Raw genomic sequence first — 20,296 nt, 5'->3', positions numbered from 1 at the left:
ATGGATAAAAGAAACAGTACAGGGCTGAAAGAAGAGTATCAGGACCATACACCAGTTCAGGGAGCGGCGGCAACCGTGGAACCTGTAAATAAGAAGAGATTACGGCTGATCGTTGCGGACGTACTCCCTAGTGGAAAAGAAAATGCTGTAAGCGCAGAGGCGCTATGTAGCCGTTTAGGGCTTGAGACAGTCCGGGAACTGCAAAAGGAGATTGCCAGGGAGAGGGCAGCCGGGGCCGTGATCATCTTCGCCTGTCAGGAGGACGGCGGTTATTTCCTGCCGGGGAACGTCCGGGAGGTTAGAGCATTTATAAAAACATTAGAGAGCCGGGGTAAGAATACGTTAATGGCTTTAAAGTCAGCCAGGGAGCTGCTGCGGCAGTGGGGCACCTCTGCCGAAATGGAGATAGACGAATGGAAGGAAACATGAAGCAGTGGGCGTTACACTATGCAGGAATGGGAATGGCGGTATTTCCTATTAAGCCCAGGAGCAAACAGCCGCTTACAGATCATGGGCTGAAGGATGCCTCTAAGGATCCGGCGCAGATTGAAAGCTGGTGGAGCCGCTGGCCTACGGCAAACATTGGAATAGCCACAGGAGCCGTTTCGGGTGGGCTTGTGGTGATTGATCTGGATGTGGATAAGGATAAGGATAAGGGAATAGATGGCCGTGTAACGCTTCGGGAGTGGGAAGCAGAGCATGAGAAACTACCGAACAGCACGTGGCTGGCGATAACTGGCCGCGGTGGATACCACTATTTTTACCATGATACATCCACTGTCAGGAATCGCACGGGGATTTATGAGGGAATAGATATAAGAGGGGATGGCGGTTATGTTGTGGCGCCTCCTAGCATACACCCAAACGGGAATACTTATGAATGGGAACAGGACCCCATGTTGTATCCACTGGCAGAGGCGAGCGGAGCGGTATTTGATTTTCTTGTAGGCCCTGTAATGAAGGATCCGGAGACAATCCCTTTTGAAATACCGGAGCAGATACCGGACGGACAACGGACAACGACAATGGTCAAACTGGTATGCAGCCAACAGGCAAAAGGGCTTTCAGATGATGCTATCATGGCGGCTGTGAGGGCCGAGAACGAGGCCAAATGTGTGCCGCCTCTTACGGAAAAGGAATTGAAGAAAGAGGTATTCCCTGCGCTTACACGCTATCAAAAGGGAACGGCCCCGTATACAGCTACTTACGATCATAAGACACGGAGTTTCCAGCCGATCATCAAGAAGGGGCTCGTGAATCTGGTATCTATGGATACCGTTGAAGAAAAGGAACCGGAATGGCAGGTGACAGACTACATACCCAGAGGACAGATAACAGTCCTGGCCGGGGATGGCGGTTCAGGCAAAACCACGGTTTGGTGTTCTATTGCTGCGGCGGTGAGCAGTGGCGGGCAGTGCTTCCTTAATCAGGATAACCCCTTCGCAAAGAATTGTGTACCGGGGCGGGTAATGTTCTTTTCCTCTGAGGATTCAGCAGAGTATACCTTAAAGGGGAGGCTGCGGAGATCTGGGGCAAAACTGGAAAATGTTTTATCTTTGGATTTAGCAGATGAACGGTTCCCGGAGATTAAGTTTAATGCCCCCTTGTTGGAGGATTTAATAAAGGAGCATAGGCCGGAACGGGTTATATTTGACCCTTTACAGAGTTATGTGCCGCCTGATATCCAGATGGGGCAGAGGAATGCCATGAGGGCGTGTTTAAACCCTTTGATTGGCCTAGGAGAGAAGTACGGGACAACCTTTATTATTATTGTCCATACCAATAAGCAGGCAGGGTTATGGGGACGTAAACGCATAGCAGACAGCGCTGATATATGGGACATTGCCAGAAGCGTTCTGATTGCCGGGGAGGCCAATGACGGCCTACGCTACATATCCCAGGAGAAAAGCAATTACGGCCCACTGGCTCAGACAGTCCTTTTTCGTCTGGATTCCGGGAAGGTGGAGTTTGAGGGTTATACGGATAAGAAGGACAAAGACTATGTGACGGCAGCGGCGGCCACGTATCAGGCCCCGGCACGTGAGGATGCCAAAGCTTTCATACTGGACTATCTGAAGGATGGGGAGAAGGAAACGGCGGATTTGGATGGTATGATGAAGGCTATGGGGATTTCTAAGGGGACGCTGGAGAGGGCCAAGGCAGAGTTGAAAAAAGATGGGCAGATAGTCTATTTCAGCAGAGGTTTTAAACCTAAGGTCCATTACTGTAAGCTGACCAATCCTATACCCAGTGGAACCGTGCGTGAGTAGGGTAAAAAATATAGTATTTATAAGGGTTTTACCGTACTCCTGCACCTTGCGTGAGTATGGGAGTACGCCATTCCGTACTCCTGCACCTGCGTGAGTACGGGCAGGCCGCATAAAATAAGGGTTTTTGCCGTACTCACGCACGAAGCCTGTGGGTATATGAGAATGGCAGAGTAAAGAGAGGAGAGGCACATGATATTGACCAAATTATTTGAATCAATAGGGATACCGATTTTAACCAGAAACTTAATGGTAGATTACTGCGACAACCGGGGGAATCACTTCCATAAGCCAATGCAGACCATCACGCCGCCGGAATGCATGGAGGATGATATGGAGATAGTCACCAGGATACGGACAGAGGTAAGGCAGCAAGGCTTCACTGTCTGTGGGATATCGGAAGTCCTGGGGGATTTTGAAATGGACGAACTGGAGAACATCTTCAACGGCAGCGATTATGGTAAGTATCCTATGAGAGCATTATACATAGACGTAGAAATGGCAAAGAAAGAGGCCCATCCATAGGCTGATGAATGTGACTATTCCCAGAGCGTGAAGTTTCTGATCTATTAGGTAAACGGGTCCTTCCAGAGACAAGACCCCGATACGGGTCGCCGAGCGCATAGGGTTGCTAGTTTTGGGCGAAAAAAATGGGCGTTTCGTTTCGCTGAATAGGAGGAAAAAAATGGAAGAAAAGGCAGAAAGACGCTATGCCGCAATAGGCAGAGACTTATAATTCCCAACCTGGTTACCATAAAGGAACGCGGTTACAAAACAAACATAAATGCCGCTCTCCTCAGATCAACGAATGTTGGGAATTGTCAAGGTTAACAAACGCTAACATTTGCTAACAATGCTAAGATTTGCTAAGATTTCAAAACGAAACGAATGTTTACAAAACAACACAATTACCAGGGAAAACAAGGGAGTTTCCGTTGTAGTACTCCGCTGCCTTATAGTGTACTCCATTGGTAACGCTATATTATAAGGTGTGCGCTGGATACACAGCTTTCCATGCGAACGTTCGGAACAATAATAGCGTGCGCTCGGTATAGTATCGCACGCATTCAAGTATGTGGATTGAACGATAAAAAGTATGGGAAGAGGACATAAAAGGTCAGGACGTGGCCTGTAGAGCCTGTGAGAGGCAGGGCAGAAGGATACAGTCAGGATGGAGCTGGCAACCATTTGGTTGTGACCGTGGAGCCGGGGAACAGGTTTGTAATTTGGCGGCTGATTTTTCAGCTGTGAACATGGGAAAAAGAGGCAGAGGACAAAGAAAAAGCAGCAGTCCCGGTATGGTTCTGCTGCAATGGTTTACATTCCGAACAGGTCAGAATGTGTACCGGTTCTGTGTAAATGTAGTTCGGTATCGGTTTGCTGATAAATCAATAACCAATCTGGTTGCAAGTGACATTCCCGATAACCAGAGTAATTACCAGACAAATTATGCTCTTTATTTTTGGGCGGTAAGGGAGCTGGAATCCTCAAAGTATCAACTGCCTTTTGGAATAGGGATGCATCAAGGCCGCGTTTCATGCAGGTTCTAAAGTCCTTTTTGAATTTGGTGGAATACCGTACATCCAGCATAGTCAGTCCTCCATCAATTCCTTGATAAGCGCCTCAGTGCTTCCGGTAAAAATATGACCGCCGCCATTCTCCAGCTCTGCAAAAGCCTCTAGTGTTTCCGCATTGGGTGTTTCATCTGGTATGGCGGCTCCTTGAAGGTATGGAATGATGAAAACAAGCTTTCCTTCTGGTATTTGGTCTATCAGATTTTTGGCTAAGTCTCTATTGCTCATGGTTTATACTCCTTCCTGAGATTATATTATGGTTCCATCTGGAAAAATAAATTCTGCCCGGTATGATGCGCCCAAAGAGTTTGCTATATTTTCTAGTTCTTCTTTTGTTAATGTGTTGCGTTTGACTTTTTGATTAAGATTTGATGGGGTAGTACCAATTTTACGAGCCAATTCCGCTTGACTTATACCTTTGTAAGATAAAGCCATATTAATTTTTTGTTCAATGGTCATAGAAACACCTCCTAAAGATAGTATACATTATTTGCTGTATATAATCAAGCAATAAATCAAGAATGTAAAGCAATAAATTAATAAAATGCTTGATAGTATTTAGCGATTGCTGTATAATGTAATTATCAAAGGAAAACAAAAGCAGCCGGGGCAGACAATTCCCCACAAACCTATCAATCGTACCTGTGAGCCAAAAGCAATAGACACGCAAGACTGATAGGGGCTGTACGGAAAGGAGATCACAATATGTCAGAGAGAACATTACTTAAGAAAGTCAGCGAACTTAAGGCACTGGAGGCCCAGAAGAAAGCCATTGAAAAGCAAAGGGAAATCCTGCAGGAGGATATCAAGAAGGAGTTACAGGCCAGGGGCCAGGAGGAAACAGAGGTAGGGGACTGGATGGTCAGGTTTAAGGCTGTTATCAGTAACAAATTTAATGCTAAGGCATTTGCAGCAGATCATCCTAAGCTTTACCAGAAATACATGGGCATCCCTCACGCTCACCCAAGGGAGGTTTAAATCCCGTATTGAAAAGTTGGCGGCAGAGCGGCCGGGGGAATGTGAACTTTTGGCCAGGAATAAGGATGGCAGTATATTTGCTCATGTTCCTATCAGTTGGGTAAAGATTGGCCCACCACGGGAGGTTTCGGAAGAACAGCGGAGACAGGCAAAAGAACGGATGGAGGCTATGCGCGCTGATGGTCTGTTATCAAAGTCCAGTACAGGCGAAAACAGATAGTTTCCATTTAAACTGCTTAAGGTGCAGAAATACCCACCTGGAGCAGAGAAACGCAAAAAACGCAATAGAGCATTTAAAAACCCCATGTGTCGGCAAACACACAGGGCTGAAAAAACAATACCCGACCACACACCAATGCAGTAGGGATATTCTGATTATAGCACAGAATTATCCCTTTGCAATCAAAAAGTAGAAGATTATAACTAATGCAGCGGATGGCGTTCTTGAAATGACCACGAGGAATGCAGCAACTACATCCCCGGAGGGGCAGAGAGTAAAGGGAAAATTCCCCGGACACCTACGCCATATTTATCCACATAAAAGGTTAGAAATGAGAATTCAGAAAGAAGGGATATTATGATTAGATTATTAAAGGAAATATATGGTCTGGTTTATGGGGAACTTACACAGACCGCAGCGGCGCTGGAGCCATTACATAGAGAGATCGAGCGGATCAAAAATCCCCTGAGGGATCGGGAGGGCTTTGAGGAGATACCGGAAATCTGCCTGGAGATAAGCTGTTGTAGTCAGGAGTACGGATTTATCAGCGGCTTTAAATACGGGGTTGCTTTCATGGTGGAGTGTATGGAGTGGCCGGGACAGGAATAGCGCCCCGGCTACGGATAGAAAGGGTGTGATCACATGGCAGTGGATAAGAATGGAAAGCCTCTGCCGCCGGGAATCCGGCAGAGGGCCAATGGGAAGTATGAGGGCCGGGTAAAGGTGGATTATCAAAGTTATTCCGTTTATGGGGATACCATTACCGAAGTAAAGAAGAAAATGACAGAGCTGCGGTATAAGCTGGAGCATGGAGAGTTTATTGCTAGTTCAAAGATTACAGTTGAGGAGTGGTTCAAGACCTGGATGGAACAGTATAAGGAGAATCAGGTTAAGGCCGGAACGATTATTTCATATACGGATTATTTCAATATATACATAAAGGAAAGCTTGGGCAAAAAGAAACTGGTGGATATCAGGGGGGAGCATATACAGAAACTATATAACGGTCTGGTAAAGAAGGGAATGGCACTTTCAAGCATTAAGGTAGTATCAGCAATCCTTAACGGGTGCTTTAAACAGGCAATGAAGAATGGGTTGATAGAACGTAATCCGGTCCCCATGGCAACCTTGCCAAAAGGGAGTCCAAAGAAACAGCGCCGGATATTCACGAAAGAGGAACAGGATATTTTCATGGAGTATGCCAAAGGCAGCTATTTATATAACCTGTTTGCCCTGGCAATCAGGACGGGATTAAGAGGCGGTGAAATACGGGGATTGAAGCTGTCAGACGTGGATAAGGCAGCCAACTTATTACACATACAGAGGACACTTAAATATGCGTCAGGTCAGGGATTTTTTGAGGATGTACCCAAAACAGCCACATCCAGGAGAGATATTCCTCTTACTAAGGATATGGTCATGATTATAGACAGGCAGAAAACGGTTTACGGTGAAAAGGTGTTGCGGATGGACGGATATATATTTCACCTACCAGACGGCACACCAATAAGCAGGGAACGGCTGCAAAATGAGATTGACAGGATCGTTAAGCGGATCAATGCAGATGGCACAGCGTTTGAGCGGTTCACTCCCCACTGTTTTCGTCATACATTCGCAACAAGGGCCATAGAGAATGGAATGAAACCACAGACGTTAAAGACTATCCTGGGACATTCCACCTTGTCAATGACCATGGATCTATATTCCCATGTACTGCCCACAACCAGAGCGGAGGAAATGGAATTGATAGCAAATGCATTTTAAAGGAACGAAAACGGCCCTTTTCCTATACAAAAATTTCATTGTGGGTAAATTGTGGGTACGGCTTGCATTTTCCCTCTTAATATGCTAAACTATCCCCTGCAATAAGGTCGCAGATTCCCGGCGCCTATCAGCATTTCAGGGACGATCTGCAATCACAGACCGGTGTGTTCGAGACCTTCCACACCTAAAACAAAACTAAAGGAGACAACAGAATATGAGAGAAAACAACACCAAGCTGTACATGCTGGTCCAGGGGGCCATGATTGCAGCCATCTATGTGGTGCTCACTATGGTGTTCGCGCCCATCAGCTTTGGCCCGGTCCAGTTCAGGATCGCGGAGGCATTGTGCATACTGCCGTTCTTTACGCCGGCTGCCGTGCCGGGACTGTTTGTGGGGTGCCTGCTTTCCAACCTGCTCTGCGGCGCCATGCCGCTGGACGTGGTATTCGGAAGCCTGGCCACACTCATTGGAGCAGCAGGATCATGGTATGTGAGGAGGCACAGGTGGTTTGTGTGTATTCCGCCTATTTTGGCCAATACCATTATCATTCCATGGGTTCTCAGGTATGCCTATGGTTCAGAGGACCTGATCCTTGTGGCCATGGGAACGGTTGGGATCGGCGAGATCCTTGCAATCGGAGTCCTTGGCAATGCCCTGCTCATCACCCTGGTCAGGTATAAAGACCTGGTTTTTAGACATAGGACAGCATAAATGCTGCCTGCGCACCATATATTTTAATAAAGTCCATAATGGAGAATTGCCGTGGAACCGGTAATTCTCCATTTTTCTTATAGCATTTCAGCTTTTTTTTGATATAATAAGGAAGAGATATTTTTGTGCAGACAGCGCTTAAGACAGCCGGGAAGGCACAGGGAAGGACAATTTATTATGTATCAGATAGATTTTAGCAAACCAGAACATGTTCATTTTATAGGAATCGGAGGCATCAGCATGAGCGGCCTGGCCGAGATCCTTCTGGAAGAAGGGTTTACGGTCACTGGCTCTGATTCCCATGAGACAGAGCTTACAGACCGCCTTACGGATAGAGGGGCAAGGGTGTATTACGGCCAGAGGGCTGCCAATATTGAGAAGGAGCCGGGGATTGATGTGGTGGTGTATACGGCGGCCATCCATGAGGATAATCCTGAGTTCATGGCGGTAAAGGAAAAGGGGATTCCCATGCTTTCCAGGGCTGAACTCCTGGGGGAGATGATGCGCAACTATAAGCAGGCGGTGGCTGTGTCCGGAACCCATGGAAAGACCACCACCACATCCATGATCACGGATATACTGCTGGCAGGCGACATGGATCCCACCATTTCCGTGGGTGGTATCCTTCAGGATATCGGAGGCAATATCCGGGTGGGCGGGCCGGAGCTTTTTGTGACAGAGGCGTGTGAGTATACCAACAGTTTCCTGTCCTTTTTCCCAACCATGGAGGTCATACTGAATATTGAGGAAGACCACCTGGACTTCTTTAAGGATATCCAGGACATACGCCATTCCTTCCGGCTCTTTGCTGAGAAGCTGCCGGCTGCCGGACTTCTGGTGGTGAACAGCGGTATTGAGGCGGTGGATGAGATAACAAAGGGCTTAAAGTGCCGGGTGGTGACTTTTGGAAAGGACGCTGCCAGCACCTATACGGCACAGAATATATCCTATGACGAATACGCAAGGCCATCCTATGACCTGGTGGTGCAGGGAGAGATCGTTAATCGCATTACACTGGGAGTGACCGGTGAACACAATGTATATAATTCCCTTGCAGCCATTGCCGTTGCCATGGAACTGGGAGTGGGATTTGATGCGGTTATGTCCGGCCTTAAAAAGTTTACGGGCACGGACAGAAGGTTTGAGAAAAAAGGTGAGGTGGGCGGAGTCACCATCATTGATGACTATGCACATCATCCTCAGGAGATCAGGGCCACGCTGTCGGCTGCGAAGAATTATCCCCACAAAAGGCTGTGGTGTGTGTTCCAGCCCCACACCTATACCAGGACAAAGGCATTTTTAGACCAGTTTGCAGATACCCTTTCCTCAGCGGATGTGGTGATCCTGGCGGATATCTATGCTGCCAGGGAGACGGATACCCTGGGAGTGAGCTCCAGGGATATCGCGGACCGGATCAAAAAGCTGGGCACAGAGGTCCATTATATCCCGTCTTTTGATGAGATAGAAACATTTATTTTGGAAAATTGTATGAACGGTGATTTGTTGATAACTATGGGAGCCGGAGACATTGTAAAAGTAGGGGAAAAGCTGTTAGGGCAGTAGTTATCCACATTATCCACATAGTTTTCAACATTTTATGTAAAGAAGCTATGTGGATTCTTTGATTAACATAAAAAAATGTCAATCAATTCCGAATTTCCAGGATTTATACGGAAAAAAGGGGATTTGGACATGCCTGAGAACAATTATGTCCACTATCTATCCACATTATCCACAATGTCCACAAGTCGGATTGTGTAAAAATGCGCCTATTTTCTTTTGTAAGTGGATGTGTTATTATATGAATATGCCGCCTGATTGGCATTGTCACTGTATTTGACAGGCTTTTTTCCATGGAGCCCGGTATCGGCGGGCAGGGGGAATGAGCCGGACAGCAGTAAGGAGTGGTGAACATGGGTGGGAATTTGAAGGACAGATGGAGCGTGCCGTCCACGGCGGTGGCTCATGAGTTTATTGATGAATATATGGCGGCTGCCAACGGGGAATATGTGAAGGTATATCTCTATGTGCTGCGCCATCAGGATGAAGAGATTACCATAGAACAGATAGCTGACGCCCTTAACCATACGGAATCGGATGTGCGGAGGGCGCTTTCATACTGGGAAAAGCAGGGCGTGATCACGGCTGCCATGGAAGGGCGGCAGGGGGATTGCCCGGAGTGCCGGGAAGTGCCCAGCTCCAGCGGACAGACTGCCGGTGACCGCGGTTTAAAGGATGGATCTTTAAGGGGAGCTCCTTTAAGGAACCAGGGGGCAAGGGAATATGCTGTAAGGGAACAGGGGATCTATGATCCTGTGGGCCGTGAGCAACATGGCCGGGGACAGGGCTGCACTGAACAGAATCCCCCGGGACAAAACAGCATGGCACAGAGCAGCATAGTACAGAGCAGCATGGCACAGAGCAGCATGGCACAGAGCAGCGCGGCACAGAGCGGTATGAAACAGAACTCCGTGGGACAGAATGACGCGGGACAAAACTCCACTGGACAGAATCCCATGGGGCAGAATCCCACAGGGCAGAACCTTATGGGACGGAATGCCATGGCGCAGAACCCTGCGGGACAGGCCTCAGGCGAACCTACAATTGAGGTCCGGGAAGCCGGGGACACGCCTGTGTATTCAGCGGAACAGGTAAACCGCCTTTCCCAGGACGAGGAATTTTCCCAGCTTCTCTACATTGCCCAGAAGTATATGAATAAGGTCTTTACACCAAGGGACTGCCAAGTGTTCGCTTACCTGTATGAGGATCTGGGGATGGGAAGCGAATTGCTGGAGTACCTGGTGGAATACTGTGTACAGAATGGCCATACCTCAGTGCGTTACATTGAGGCAGTGGCCAGGAACTGGCATGAAAAGGGGATCCGCACGGCCCAGGAGGCCAAGGATTATTCATCCGCCTATAATAAGGATTCCTTTGCCGTGATGAAGGCATTTGGAATCAACAGCAGAAAGCCGGCCGCGCCGGAGCAGAAACTAATGGATAAATGGTTCAGGGATTACGGCTTTACCAGGGAGGTCGTGCTGGAGGCCTGTGACAGGACCATCACGGCGATCCACAACCCCAGCTTCCAGTATGCGGATAAGATCCTCACGGACTGGAAGAAGTCCGGAGTCCGCGTTCTGGGGGATATCAGGGAACTGGACCACAAACGCATGGCGGACAAGGAGCAGAATGCCCAGGCCAGGGACAAGCGCCTCCAGAAATATGACACAGGCGTAAGCACCCAGGGCAGCCGTCCCAGAAAAGGAGCTCCCAACCAGTTCCATAATTTTGAACAGAGGGACACGGACTACGATGCCCTGATGTTAAAGCAGGTAAAGGAATGGGTAGGCCAGCAGCAATAGTAAGGAGAACAGACAATGGCACTTAGCAATTCCCAGTATGACGCAATCATGAGGGCATATGGAAGACAGCAGATCGAGAACCACCACCAGCTGGAGGAACGCCGCCGGGAGATTTACAGGAAGCTGCCTGTGATCAAGGAACTGGAGGCGGAGATCGCCGGCCGCTCCGTGGCCTGCGCCAGGAAGCTGCTGGAGGGGGAGACGGGCGTTCTTGACAAGCTGAGGGAGGATCTTCAGGATCTGCGGGAACAGAAAGCTCTGATCATTAAGGCGGCAGGTTATCCGGACAACTATCTGGAGCTACAGTACCGCTGCCCTGACTGCCGGGACACGGGCCTGGTGGACGGAAAGAAATGCCACTGTTTCCTCAAGGCCCAGATGAAGCTGCTCCATGACCAGTCCAATCTGGAGGATGTTCTGGAGCGGGAGAATTTTTCAGCCCTGTCCTTTGCATACTATGATGACAAGGAGATACTTCCTCAGATCGGCATGACCAATGCCGCCTACATGAGACGGGTGGTGAAGGAATGCCGGGATTTTGTAAAGGAGTTTGACAAGCAGCACGAGAACCTTCTGTTTACAGGAAGCACCGGGGTGGGGAAGACATTTCTCACCAACTGTATTGCCAGGGAACTGATGGACACGTACCATTCCGTTGTCTACCTTACCGCCAGTGACCTGTTTGAGGTTTTTTCCAGGAATAAGTTTGACTATGAAAATGCAGAGGATATGAGGGATATGTACCGCTTTATCCTGGACTGTGACCTGCTGATCATCGATGACCTGGGTACGGAGCTGAACAACAGCTTTACCTCGTCCCAGCTGTTCTACTGCATCAATGAGCGGATGAACATGAAGCGCTCCACGATTATTTCCACCAATCTGTCTCCGGCCCGTTTAAGGGATTCCTACACGGACAGGGTGACATCCAGGATCATGAGCGGGTACAGGATGATCCCGCTGTACGGTGGGGATATCAGACTGTTAAAAAAATAACCGCAAAACATGGTAATTCCTAAGGGATATGCCCTTGACGAACCATGGAGAATGATGGTATAAAAGTATATGCCGGTCCGGCAAAGAGGCCGCCGGCTAAAACAGGAGGATTAAAACCATGTTATATGAGGAAAAGATCATTGAGACTATCCCGGTAGGACCGCTGGGTCTGATTCCGCTGAAAAGCTGTACGGAACTGGGGGACAAGGTAAATGCTTATCTGGTAGACTGGAGACGGGAGCGGGAGAGCGAGCACAAATCTACGATTGCATTTTCAGGATATCAAAGGGATTCCTATATTATAAATGCGATTACGCCCAGGTTTGGCTCTGGCGAAGGCAAGGGGCTTGTACTTGAGTCCATCCGTGGGGATGACCTGTATATCATGGTTGACATATGTAATTACAGTCTCACCTATTCCCTTTTTGGAATGACCAACCATATGTCTCCCGATGACCATTTTCAGGATTTAAAGCGTGTGATCGCGGCCGCTGCGGGCAAGGCCCACAGGATCAATGTGATCATGCCTTTCTTATATGAGAGCAGACAGCACAAGCGCTCCGGCAGGGAGTCCCTGGACTGTGCCCTGGCCCTTAAGGAACTGGTAAACATGGGAGTGGAGAACATCATTACCTTTGACGCCCATGACCCACGTGTCCAGAACGCCATTCCTCTCAGGGGATTTGAGACGGTTCAGCCGATTTATCAGTTCTTAAAATACCTTCTGAAAAATGAGACCGATCTTCAAATCGACAGCGACCATATGATGGTCATCAGCCCGGATGAGGGCGGTACGGGCCGTGCCGTGTACTTTGCCAACATGCTGGGACTGGATATGGGTATGTTCTATAAGCGCCGTGACTACACAAGAATCGTCAATGGCCGTAATCCAATCGTGGCCCATGAGTTCCTGGGAGCCAGCGTGGAGAACAAGGATGTGCTGATCATTGACGATATGATCTCATCAGGGGAAAGCGTGCTGGATGTTGCAAAGGAACTGAAGCGCAGAAAAGCCAGAAAGGTATTTGTATGCGCTACCTTTGGTCTATTTACCGGCGGGCTTACCAAGTTTGACGAGTACTATGAAAAGGGTATCATAGACAGGATCCTGACCACCAACCTGGTTTACCAGACTCCTGACCTGCTTGAAAGACCGTATTACATTGACGTTGATATGAGCAAGTACATTGCCCTTATCATTGACAACCTGAATCATGATGCTTCATTAAGCGATCTGCTCACACCTACCAAGAGGATCAACAAGCTGCTGGCACAGTACCGCAGTTAGGTCTTTAGCGTAGGTACGGTGGACGACACAGCACAGTATGTGTCTGAACCCTGCTGTTCGCAAATGATCCAAAGGCCGTTTTCCGGTAATGAGGGCTGTAAGGTCCCGGGAAGCGGTCTTTCTTTTTCGGGAGCGTACATTGTGTTCGATCGAAGTTTCCCCGGCACCCATCTTTGCGGCTGATTTCCCGCCGGCCGCACACAAATTGATTTAACGTACACACCGTGTACGCCTCACAAATTTATGTACAACCGACAAAAACCCATCTCTCAAATCTGAGTGCCAGGAGATTTTTGGCGAACACCATTATCAAGGGGAGGATATCTTTTATGGAAGACAGGCAGTTTCGCAACCGGATCTACTGGATCACATTTCTGTTCAGTATCCTTGTCATATGGGTGCATTCGTTTAATGCAGAGTTATACCTGGGAGCCACAGAGGCCGCTGCCCGTGCGGGCCGTCTGGAACGTATTCTGGGCGAAGACCTGGGACAGATCGCAGTGCCCGGCTTTTTCATGGTGTCTTCCTATCTGTTCTACCGCAATTTTCAGTGGTCCCTTCTGGCCGCCAAATGGAGATCCCGCATTCAAAGCATCCTAATTCCCTATCTGCTTTGGAATTTTTTGTATTATGCAGGGTATGTGGCAGTCACCCATATACCGGCAATACACGGCCTCATAGGAAAACCTCCCATTCCCTTTAACCTGCCCAACCTTCTGGATGCCCTTATAAACTACGCTTATAATCCCGTATTCTGGTACTTGTACCAGCTCCTTATCCTCATTGCCCTGGCCCCTGTTATCTATCCTGTTTTCAGACGGACTCTGACCGGGGGAGCGGCCCTGCTCCTGATCGCCTTTGCCCTGTGGAAAGGCTGGGATTTTCCGCACCTGAACATGGATGCCCTGTTCTATTTCTGCATTGCCGCCTATATAAGCCTTCACCGCACTGCATGGGGGGCAGGGGCTGAAGCACGCCCGGCACACGCCGGAAAGCTGTTTGCCCTCCTGGGTTCTGCCCTGCTTTTGCTCATTTTTTTGTCCCTTCCGGGAAGCCTTCTGCATGGCAGGGCTCTTGCGATCGTCCTGTACCGGGTATGGGGCGTTGCCGCTGTCTGGTCCGTCCTGGCGGTTCTCCCCCTTCCCCTGGCCGGGGAGTGGATGAAGCATAATTTTTTCCTCTATGCCATCCACTTTGCCTGGGTCCGCCTTTTTAACAAGGCAGGAGCCCTGATCCTGCCTTCTCACCCGGCCTCCGCGCTGGCTGCCTACTTTTTCATGCCCCTTATGATGGTAGCCATCAATACCCTGCTGGTAAAAGTCCTGACCCGCTTTTCACCCGGACTATACCGCATTCTTTCCGGCAACCGCTAAGGCGAGAGCCAAAAGGGACAGGCGGATGCAGACAGGCAGAGGAACCCTGCTGCCTTCCTGCCGCCAAACCTTCCTGTTGCCAAACCTTCCTTTCTATGCTATCCTAAAACTACTTCCGCAGGCATCTACCTGCGACAGCTTTGGTCTGCGCCGCGGCGCGGTCTGTTGGGTGCATGCACAGGCACCTGTGAAGGGGCGGTTCGCCCGGTACTCACAAGGAAAGAACAGCGTGGAAAGGGGGAATCCCGGGAAAATAGTGGTTGACATTTTCATTGAATTATACTATGATTGTAACTGTTAGAGAACATTTGTTCGCATTGGAGGATATGATGGCCAGAGAAGAGAAAAGTAATATAATCAACAGAGATATGAATAAAGAAGAGAAGTTAAAGGCCCTTGATGCGGCCCTGACACAGATAGAGAAAGCATATGGCAAGGGATCCGTGATGAAGCTGGGGGATTCCAGGGCTAATATGAATATCGAGACAGTTCCCACCGGCTCCATCAGCCTGGACATTGCCCTGGGCTTGGGCGGTGTTCCCAAGGGAAGGATCATAGAGGTTTACGGACCGGAGTCCTCCGGTAAGACCACGGTTGCGCTGCACATGGTGGCGGAGGTTCAGAAGAGGGGAGGTATTGCCGGCTTTATCGATGCGGAGCATGCCCTGGATCCCGTGTACGCAAGGAATATCGGCGTGGATATTGATAACCTGTACATATCCCAGCCTGATAACGGAGAGCAGGCCCTGGAGATCACTGAGACCATGGTGCGTTCCGGCGCCGTTGATATTGTGATCGTGGACTCCGTGGCTGCCCTGGTTCCCAAGGCGGAGATCGATGGAGAGATGGGTGATTCCCATGTTGGCCTCCAGGCAAGACTGATGTCCCAGGCCCTCCGTAAGCTGACTGCTGTTATCAGCAAGTCCAACTGTATTGTTATTTTCATCAACCAGCTCCGTGAGAAGGTAGGGGTTATGTTTGGCAACCCGGAGACCACCACTGGCGGACGTGCCCTGAAGTTTTACTCATCCGTGCGTCTGGATGTGCGCAGGATCGAAACCTTAAAGCAGGGCGGGGAAGTGACCGGCAACCGTGTCCGGGTAAAGGTGGTTAAGAATAAGATCGCGCCTCCGTTTAAGGAAGCTGAATTTGATATCATGTTTGGCAAGGGCATTTCCAAGGAAGGAGATATCCTGGACCTGGCAGTTAAGGAGAATATCATAGAGAAGAGCGGTGCCTGGTTTGCCTACGGCGGTGCCAAGATTGGACAGGGCCGTGAGAACTCCAAGCAGTACCTGGCGGATAACCCGGCCATGATGGCTGAGGTGGAGGCAAAGGTAAGGGCCAGATATGAGCTGCCGGGAGCCGAAGAAGCCATGGAGGCGGCTGAGAATGCAGCTGCCAAGACCTTGAAGACCAAGGCACCGGAGGGAGCTAAGACCGAAGATGCTCCCGGGCTGGTATGATGGTCACATCCATCACCCCTGTAGATAAGAAAAAGAGCAAAGTCTTCCTTGAGGAAGGCTTTGCCTTTGTTTTATACAGAGGTGAGGTGGAACGGTTTGGCATAGAAGAGGGAAAGGAACTGGAGGAAGCGGTTTACCGCAGGATCCTGGATGAGGTATTATTAGGGCGGGCTAAGGAGCGCGCCCTATATCTGCTTAAATCCTCAGGCAAGACAGAATCCTGGATGAAAAAAAAGCTTTCCGATTGCGGATACCCCGAAGATGCGGTGGATTATGCCATGAATTTCCTGAAGGAGTATGGTTTTATTAATGACAGGGACTATGCAGACAGCTATATCCGATCCTATGGTGAGAAGAAGAGCCGCAGGCAGCTGGTCTATGATCTGCAGCAAAAAGGAGTGTGCCAGGAGTATATTGAGGAGGCTTTTTCACAATCCAAAGTGGATGATGAGGAAAGCGCCAGACAGCTTTTGTGCAAGCGTTTGAGGGGGAAAAGAGAGATTTCATATGAGGAAAAGGGCCGATTATCTGCCTATTTAGGCAGAAAAGGGTATTCTTATGAGATAATCAACCGAGTTATGCGGGAATTAACGGACCATATGGACCAGAATTGGCAGGACTGAAAATTTGTCTATATTGACTGTATTAACGGGAAAATAGAGGGAAGATACTTGACATAATTCTGAAAAAAGTATAAAATTAATACGTTGTAGTTAGTACAATGAAAATTAAATAAGGAGGTGCTCCTGTGTCAGAGATAATGGTCCCTATGATGATTATCGCTATGATAATTGTGGCTATTATTACTTGGTTTGCAGCACGTAACTATGAGCGTAAGCAGTACGACAGCAAAGTAGGAAGTGCAGAAGAGAAATCAAGGGAAATAATAGATGAAGCATTAAAAACCGCAGAGACAAAGAAGCGAGAAGCTCTCCTGGAAGCCAAGGAAGAATCTTTAAAGACGAAAAATGAATTAGAGAAGGAAACCAAGGAAAGAAGAGCGGAACTTCAACGTTATGAAAAACGTGTATTAAGCAAAGAAGAAAACGTTGAGAAAAAGGCAGATGCCCTGGAAAAGAAGGAGGCTGACCTGGTCAGAAGGGAAAATGTTCTCAGTAAGCGCACAGCTGAAGTGGAAGCCCAGTATGAGCAGGGGATACAGGAACTGGAACGGATATCCGGTCTAACCTCCGAACAAGCAAAAGAATATCTTTTAAAATCTGTTGAAGAAGATGTAAAACATGACACTGCTAAATTAATTAAGGAACTTGAAAACAAGGCAAGAGAAGAAGCTGACAAGAAGGCCAGGGATCTGGTGGTGACAGCCATACAGCGCTGTGCCGCGGATCATGTGGCCGAGACAACAGTTTCTGTTGTACAGCTTCCCAATGACGAGATGAAAGGACGCATCATCGGACGTGAGGGCCGCAATATCCGTACTTTGGAGACCCTGACTGGTGTGGAATTGATTATCGACGATACCCCGGAGGCAGTTGTGTTATCCGGATTTGATCCAATACGTAGAGAAGTTGCAAGAATTGCATTGGAGCGTTTGATTGTGGACGGACGTATTCATCCGGCCAGAATTGAGGAAATGGTAGAGAAGGCACAGAAAGAAGTGGAGAACAACATGAGGGAAGAAGGCGAAGCCGCCTGTCTTGAGGTTGGTATCCATGGAATTCACCCCGAACTGGTTAAGTTACTTGGTAAGATGAAGTTCAGGACAAGCTATGGACAGAATGCCCTTAAGCATTCCATTGAAGTGTCCCAGCTGTCAGGACTTCTGGCATCGGAACTTGGAGTGGATGTACGTTTAGCAAAACGTGCCGGTTTATTACATGACATCGGTAAATCCGTTGACCATGATATGGAAGGTACACATGTACAGCTGGGAGCAGATCTTTGTAAGAAGTACAAAGAGTCCGCAACCGTGCTGAACGCAGTGGAATCCCATCATGGCGATGTTGAACCCACCAACCTCATCTCCTGCATTGTTCAGGCAGCTGATACCATATCTGCTGCTAGACCTGGTGCAAGACGTGAGACATTGGAGACATATACAAACAGATTAAAACAATTAGAAGATATCACCAACTCCTTTAAGGGAGTGGACAAGTCTTTTGCTATTCAGGCAGGCCGTGAGGTTCGTATCATGGTTGTTCCGGAGCAGATCAGCGATGACGATATGATATTGCTGGCAAGAGATGTTTCGAAGCGAATTGAGGACGAGCTTGAGTATCCGGGACAGATTAAAGTCAATGTAATACGTGAGAGCCGGGTTACCGACTACGCGAAGTAGTGAATTAGAAAACAAAGATAATGCCCTAAAACCGTAAGAATATAAGATTCTGAGGTTTTAGGGCATTTTTTATATGGGTATTATACCGCCGCGCTTTAGGAGACCGGTTCCCCTCCCTGGGGATTTCCGATCACAAGGGTTCCGTTTGCGATCTCCTCCAGCCGTTTCCTGTCCACGATCACATAACAGTTTCTGGCTTTTTCCAGGACGCCCATGGCGCAGAAGCATTTTAACATCCGCAGCAAGTGGCGGTAGCTGGTGTTAAGGATATCCGCGCAGTTGGTCAGCTGAAATGTAAAGATCTGGTTGACGGAATAGGTAAGGACAAAACGGGAGAGCCGTACCTCCAGCGGTTCCGACAAGGTCTGGGACAGTTCGTTCTCAGAGTTCAGCTTGCAGGTAAGGATCTGGCATATATTCTGCAGGAACAAAAGATCGTTTAACAGAATCTGGCGGTGTTTGGTCAGGTTGATGCCGATACAGGTGCACCGGGTCAGGGCTTTGACGCTGCGGCAGGGCGCCATCTGCCACAGGGAGGCGGCTTCGCCGATAATGGTAAACTGACGGCAGTAGCTGATGCAGGTACTCTTGTCATTGGTGGAGCAGGAGGAGATGATGACCTCTCCGTTTACAAGGAAACACAGGTAGTCGGCGGGATATCCGGCCTGCACAAGATAATCATTTTTATCAAACAGGAGCAGTTCTGAGATGGTAAAAATATCAGCGGACATATAGTTTTCAAGATGGTTGTCCCGGATATAAGAATGCAGTTTTTCTTCATCATACTCCCGTCTCATGTCAGTCCTCCCTCTGCCGCCTGATGGCCTTTCCTCTCCCATTATAGTCAAGGTTTCGGTCTGCCGCAAGAGCGGGAGGCGGTTTTTTGGAAAATTGGCGTAAAATGTAAGTAAACATTATACAAAATGTGACATAGGTCATTTTGCAATGGGAAATCAGTCTGGTATACTTTTTATGATTCATATGCCCTCAGTGCACAACCGTGTGTTCCCCTGTGCGCTGGGAGTGGTAACAGACAAAGAAAACAGCGGTATCATCGAAAGGAGAAACAGGGACATGAAAAAGAAAGTTGTGGTCTGTACATTAGCATTGGGGTTAAGCCTGCTGGCGCTGGCCGGATGCGGCGGTAAAAAAGAGGCATCTGCCGGGGCAAAGGAGTTAAATGTTCAGTTTGTACCCACCAATAATGACGGTTCCATGGAGGCAAAGGCAAAACCCTTTGCAGAATACCTGTCTGAAAAGCTGGGATGTAAAGTAAATGTAACACTGGCCACTGATTATTCCACCATTGTGGAAGCCATGGCTTCAGGAAAGGTGGATATCGGGATCATGCCTCCGGCCGCCTATGTGCAGGCCAGGGATCAGAAAGCGGCGCAGGCGATCCTGACCTCACAGCTGGGAGCTTACAGCCATGAGACAGGCCTTCCTGAGGAGGGAAAGCTCAGCGGAACCTTTAAGGGAGAGGTGCTGGTAAAGGCAGACAGTGACCTTCAGACACTGGAGGATCTAAAGGGCAAAAGAATCGCCACATTAAGCCCCAATTCGGCCAGCGGTTATATTTATCCGGTTGCGGAGATGAAGGATCTGGGAATTGACCCAACCAAGGACTGCACCCTCACCACGGTCAATGATATCCCAAGTGAGATGACCGCTGTCTTAAGCGGGCAGCAGGATGCGTGCTTTGTCTTTGAGGGCGCCAGGAACGTGTTTGCGTCCAAGTTTTCAGATCATGACCTGCTGAAGGACTTAAGGGTCCTCTACCTCACGGAAGGGGACATTCCCAATGACGCCATTGCGGTCCAGACAGATATGGAGCCGGAATTAAAGGAAAAGGTCAAGGAAGTGTTCCTGAACATGAAAGATGATGAAGCAGGCCAGGAGGCCATGTCCTTATGGAACCACAAGGGATATGAGGAAGCAAATGACTCTGTGTATGATACGGTAAAGGACTATACGGCAAAAGCAGCTGAGTAAGG

The 20,296-nt window shown here is 48.7% G+C and carries 20 protein-coding genes; 16 read left to right on the top strand and 4 right to left on the bottom strand.

All coding sequences use genetic code 11. From position 1 onward, the window contains the following. From ABID13_RS19335 to ABID13_RS19325, 3 genes are all read left to right on the top strand, one after another. Positions 1-429, top strand: coding sequence for a hypothetical protein (locus ABID13_RS19335; RefSeq protein WP_048929666.1), 429 nt, complete (start codon positions 1-3; stop codon positions 427-429). Then, the gene (locus tag ABID13_RS19330) at positions 414-2,270 is read left to right on the top strand and encodes a bifunctional DNA primase/polymerase (RefSeq protein WP_048929667.1); all 1,857 of its coding nucleotides are present in this window, start codon (positions 414-416) and stop codon (positions 2,268-2,270) included. Before ABID13_RS19335 ends, ABID13_RS19330 begins: the two co-directional genes overlap by 16 nt. A 189-nt stretch (positions 2,271-2,459) precedes the next feature. Next, entirely contained in the window at positions 2,460-2,792 is a 333-nt protein-coding gene (locus ABID13_RS19325) for a hypothetical protein (protein ID WP_045092730.1), read from the top strand. A 792-nt stretch (positions 2,793-3,584) separates the two neighbouring features. Here ABID13_RS19325 and ABID13_RS19320 read toward each other — a convergent pair. The 3 genes from ABID13_RS19320 to ABID13_RS19310 are packed head-to-tail and all read right to left on the bottom strand — an operon-like array spanning position 3,585 to position 4,300. After that, positions 3,585-3,857, bottom strand: a complete 273-nt coding sequence (locus ABID13_RS19320; protein WP_045092731.1) for a type II toxin-antitoxin system YafQ family toxin — start codon at positions 3,855-3,857, stop codon at positions 3,585-3,587. A gap of 2 nt (positions 3,858-3,859) precedes the next feature. Continuing rightward, entirely contained in the window at positions 3,860-4,069 is a 210-nt protein-coding gene (locus tag ABID13_RS19315) for a hypothetical protein (RefSeq protein ID WP_045092732.1), read from the bottom strand. 21 nt (positions 4,070-4,090) lie between these two features. Further along, complete coding sequence (locus tag ABID13_RS19310; protein ID WP_048929668.1) at positions 4,091-4,300, bottom strand: helix-turn-helix domain-containing protein; 210 nt, start codon at positions 4,298-4,300, stop codon at positions 4,091-4,093. A gap of 246 nt (positions 4,301-4,546) precedes the next feature. Here ABID13_RS19310 and ABID13_RS19305 point away from each other — a divergent pair, with 246 nt between their 5' ends. The 12 genes from ABID13_RS19305 to rny all read left to right on the top strand — a co-directional run bounded on the left by ABID13_RS19305 (position 4,547) and on the right by rny (position 18,302). Then, entirely contained in the window at positions 4,547-4,819 is a 273-nt protein-coding gene (locus ABID13_RS19305; protein ID WP_048929669.1) for a hypothetical protein, read from the top strand. Positions 4,820-5,396: 577 nt separating this feature from the next. Beyond that, a complete protein-coding gene (locus ABID13_RS19300) occupies positions 5,397-5,648 on the top strand; it encodes a DUF6809 family protein (RefSeq protein WP_048929671.1) in 252 nt (83 codons plus the stop codon). A gap of 33 nt (positions 5,649-5,681) precedes the next feature. Beyond that, positions 5,682-6,803, top strand: coding sequence for a tyrosine-type recombinase/integrase (locus ABID13_RS19295; protein ID WP_048929672.1), 1,122 nt, complete (start codon positions 5,682-5,684; stop codon positions 6,801-6,803). A gap of 214 nt (positions 6,804-7,017) precedes the next feature. Further along, the gene (locus ABID13_RS19290; RefSeq protein WP_007861423.1) at positions 7,018-7,515 is read left to right on the top strand and encodes a QueT transporter family protein; all 498 of its coding nucleotides are present in this window, start codon (positions 7,018-7,020) and stop codon (positions 7,513-7,515) included. A 177-nt stretch (positions 7,516-7,692) separates the two neighbouring features. Continuing rightward, entirely contained in the window at positions 7,693-9,078 is a 1,386-nt protein-coding gene (gene murC, locus ABID13_RS19285) for a UDP-N-acetylmuramate--L-alanine ligase (RefSeq protein WP_045092895.1), read from the top strand. 350 nt (positions 9,079-9,428) lie between these two features. Continuing rightward, the gene (locus ABID13_RS19280) at positions 9,429-10,880 is read left to right on the top strand and encodes a DnaD domain protein (RefSeq protein WP_048929673.1); all 1,452 of its coding nucleotides are present in this window, start codon (positions 9,429-9,431) and stop codon (positions 10,878-10,880) included. A gap of 15 nt (positions 10,881-10,895) precedes the next feature. Then, positions 10,896-11,876, top strand: a complete 981-nt coding sequence (locus ABID13_RS19275; protein ID WP_048929674.1) for an ATP-binding protein — start codon at positions 10,896-10,898, stop codon at positions 11,874-11,876. A 118-nt stretch (positions 11,877-11,994) separates the two neighbouring features. After that, positions 11,995-13,164 carry a ribose-phosphate pyrophosphokinase gene (locus ABID13_RS19270; RefSeq protein ID WP_007861419.1) on the top strand — a complete coding sequence of 390 codons (1,170 nt, stop codon included), beginning with the start codon at positions 11,995-11,997 and terminating at the stop codon, positions 13,162-13,164. Positions 13,165-13,493: 329 nt separating this feature from the next. Continuing rightward, a complete protein-coding gene (locus ABID13_RS19265) occupies positions 13,494-14,537 on the top strand; it encodes an acyltransferase family protein (protein ID WP_007861416.1) in 1,044 nt (347 codons plus the stop codon). Positions 14,538-14,866: 329 nt separating this feature from the next. Further along, entirely contained in the window at positions 14,867-16,003 is a 1,137-nt protein-coding gene (gene recA / locus ABID13_RS19260) for a recombinase RecA (RefSeq protein WP_007861415.1), read from the top strand. Continuing rightward, positions 16,000-16,626: a regulatory protein RecX gene (locus ABID13_RS19255; protein ID WP_045092740.1), complete on the top strand. Its 627-nt coding sequence runs from the start codon at positions 16,000-16,002 to the stop codon at positions 16,624-16,626. The genes recA and ABID13_RS19255 overlap by 4 nt, the downstream gene beginning before the upstream one ends. A 125-nt stretch (positions 16,627-16,751) precedes the next feature. Next, on the top strand, positions 16,752-18,302 hold the full coding sequence (rny, locus tag ABID13_RS19250) for a ribonuclease Y (RefSeq protein ID WP_007861413.1): 1,551 nt from the start codon (positions 16,752-16,754) through the stop codon (positions 18,300-18,302). A gap of 95 nt (positions 18,303-18,397) precedes the next feature. Here the strand turns inward: rny and ABID13_RS19245 are convergent, their stop codons facing one another. After that, a complete protein-coding gene (locus ABID13_RS19245; protein WP_048929675.1) occupies positions 18,398-19,099 on the bottom strand; it encodes a cyclic nucleotide-binding domain-containing protein in 702 nt (233 codons plus the stop codon). A 277-nt stretch (positions 19,100-19,376) separates the two neighbouring features. Here ABID13_RS19245 and ABID13_RS19240 point away from each other — a divergent pair, with 277 nt between their 5' ends. Beyond that, positions 19,377-20,294, top strand: coding sequence for a phosphate/phosphite/phosphonate ABC transporter substrate-binding protein (locus ABID13_RS19240; protein WP_040415860.1), 918 nt, complete (start codon positions 19,377-19,379; stop codon positions 20,292-20,294). Positions 20,295-20,296 lie beyond the last annotated feature (2 nt).

The sequence above is a fragment of the Enterocloster citroniae genome (assembly GCF_040545455.1).
Lineage (GTDB): Bacteria > Bacillota > Clostridia > Lachnospirales > Lachnospiraceae > Enterocloster > Enterocloster citroniae.
The sequence above is the reverse complement of the archived record's forward strand: the minus strand, read 5'-3'. Positions and strand labels throughout refer to the sequence as shown.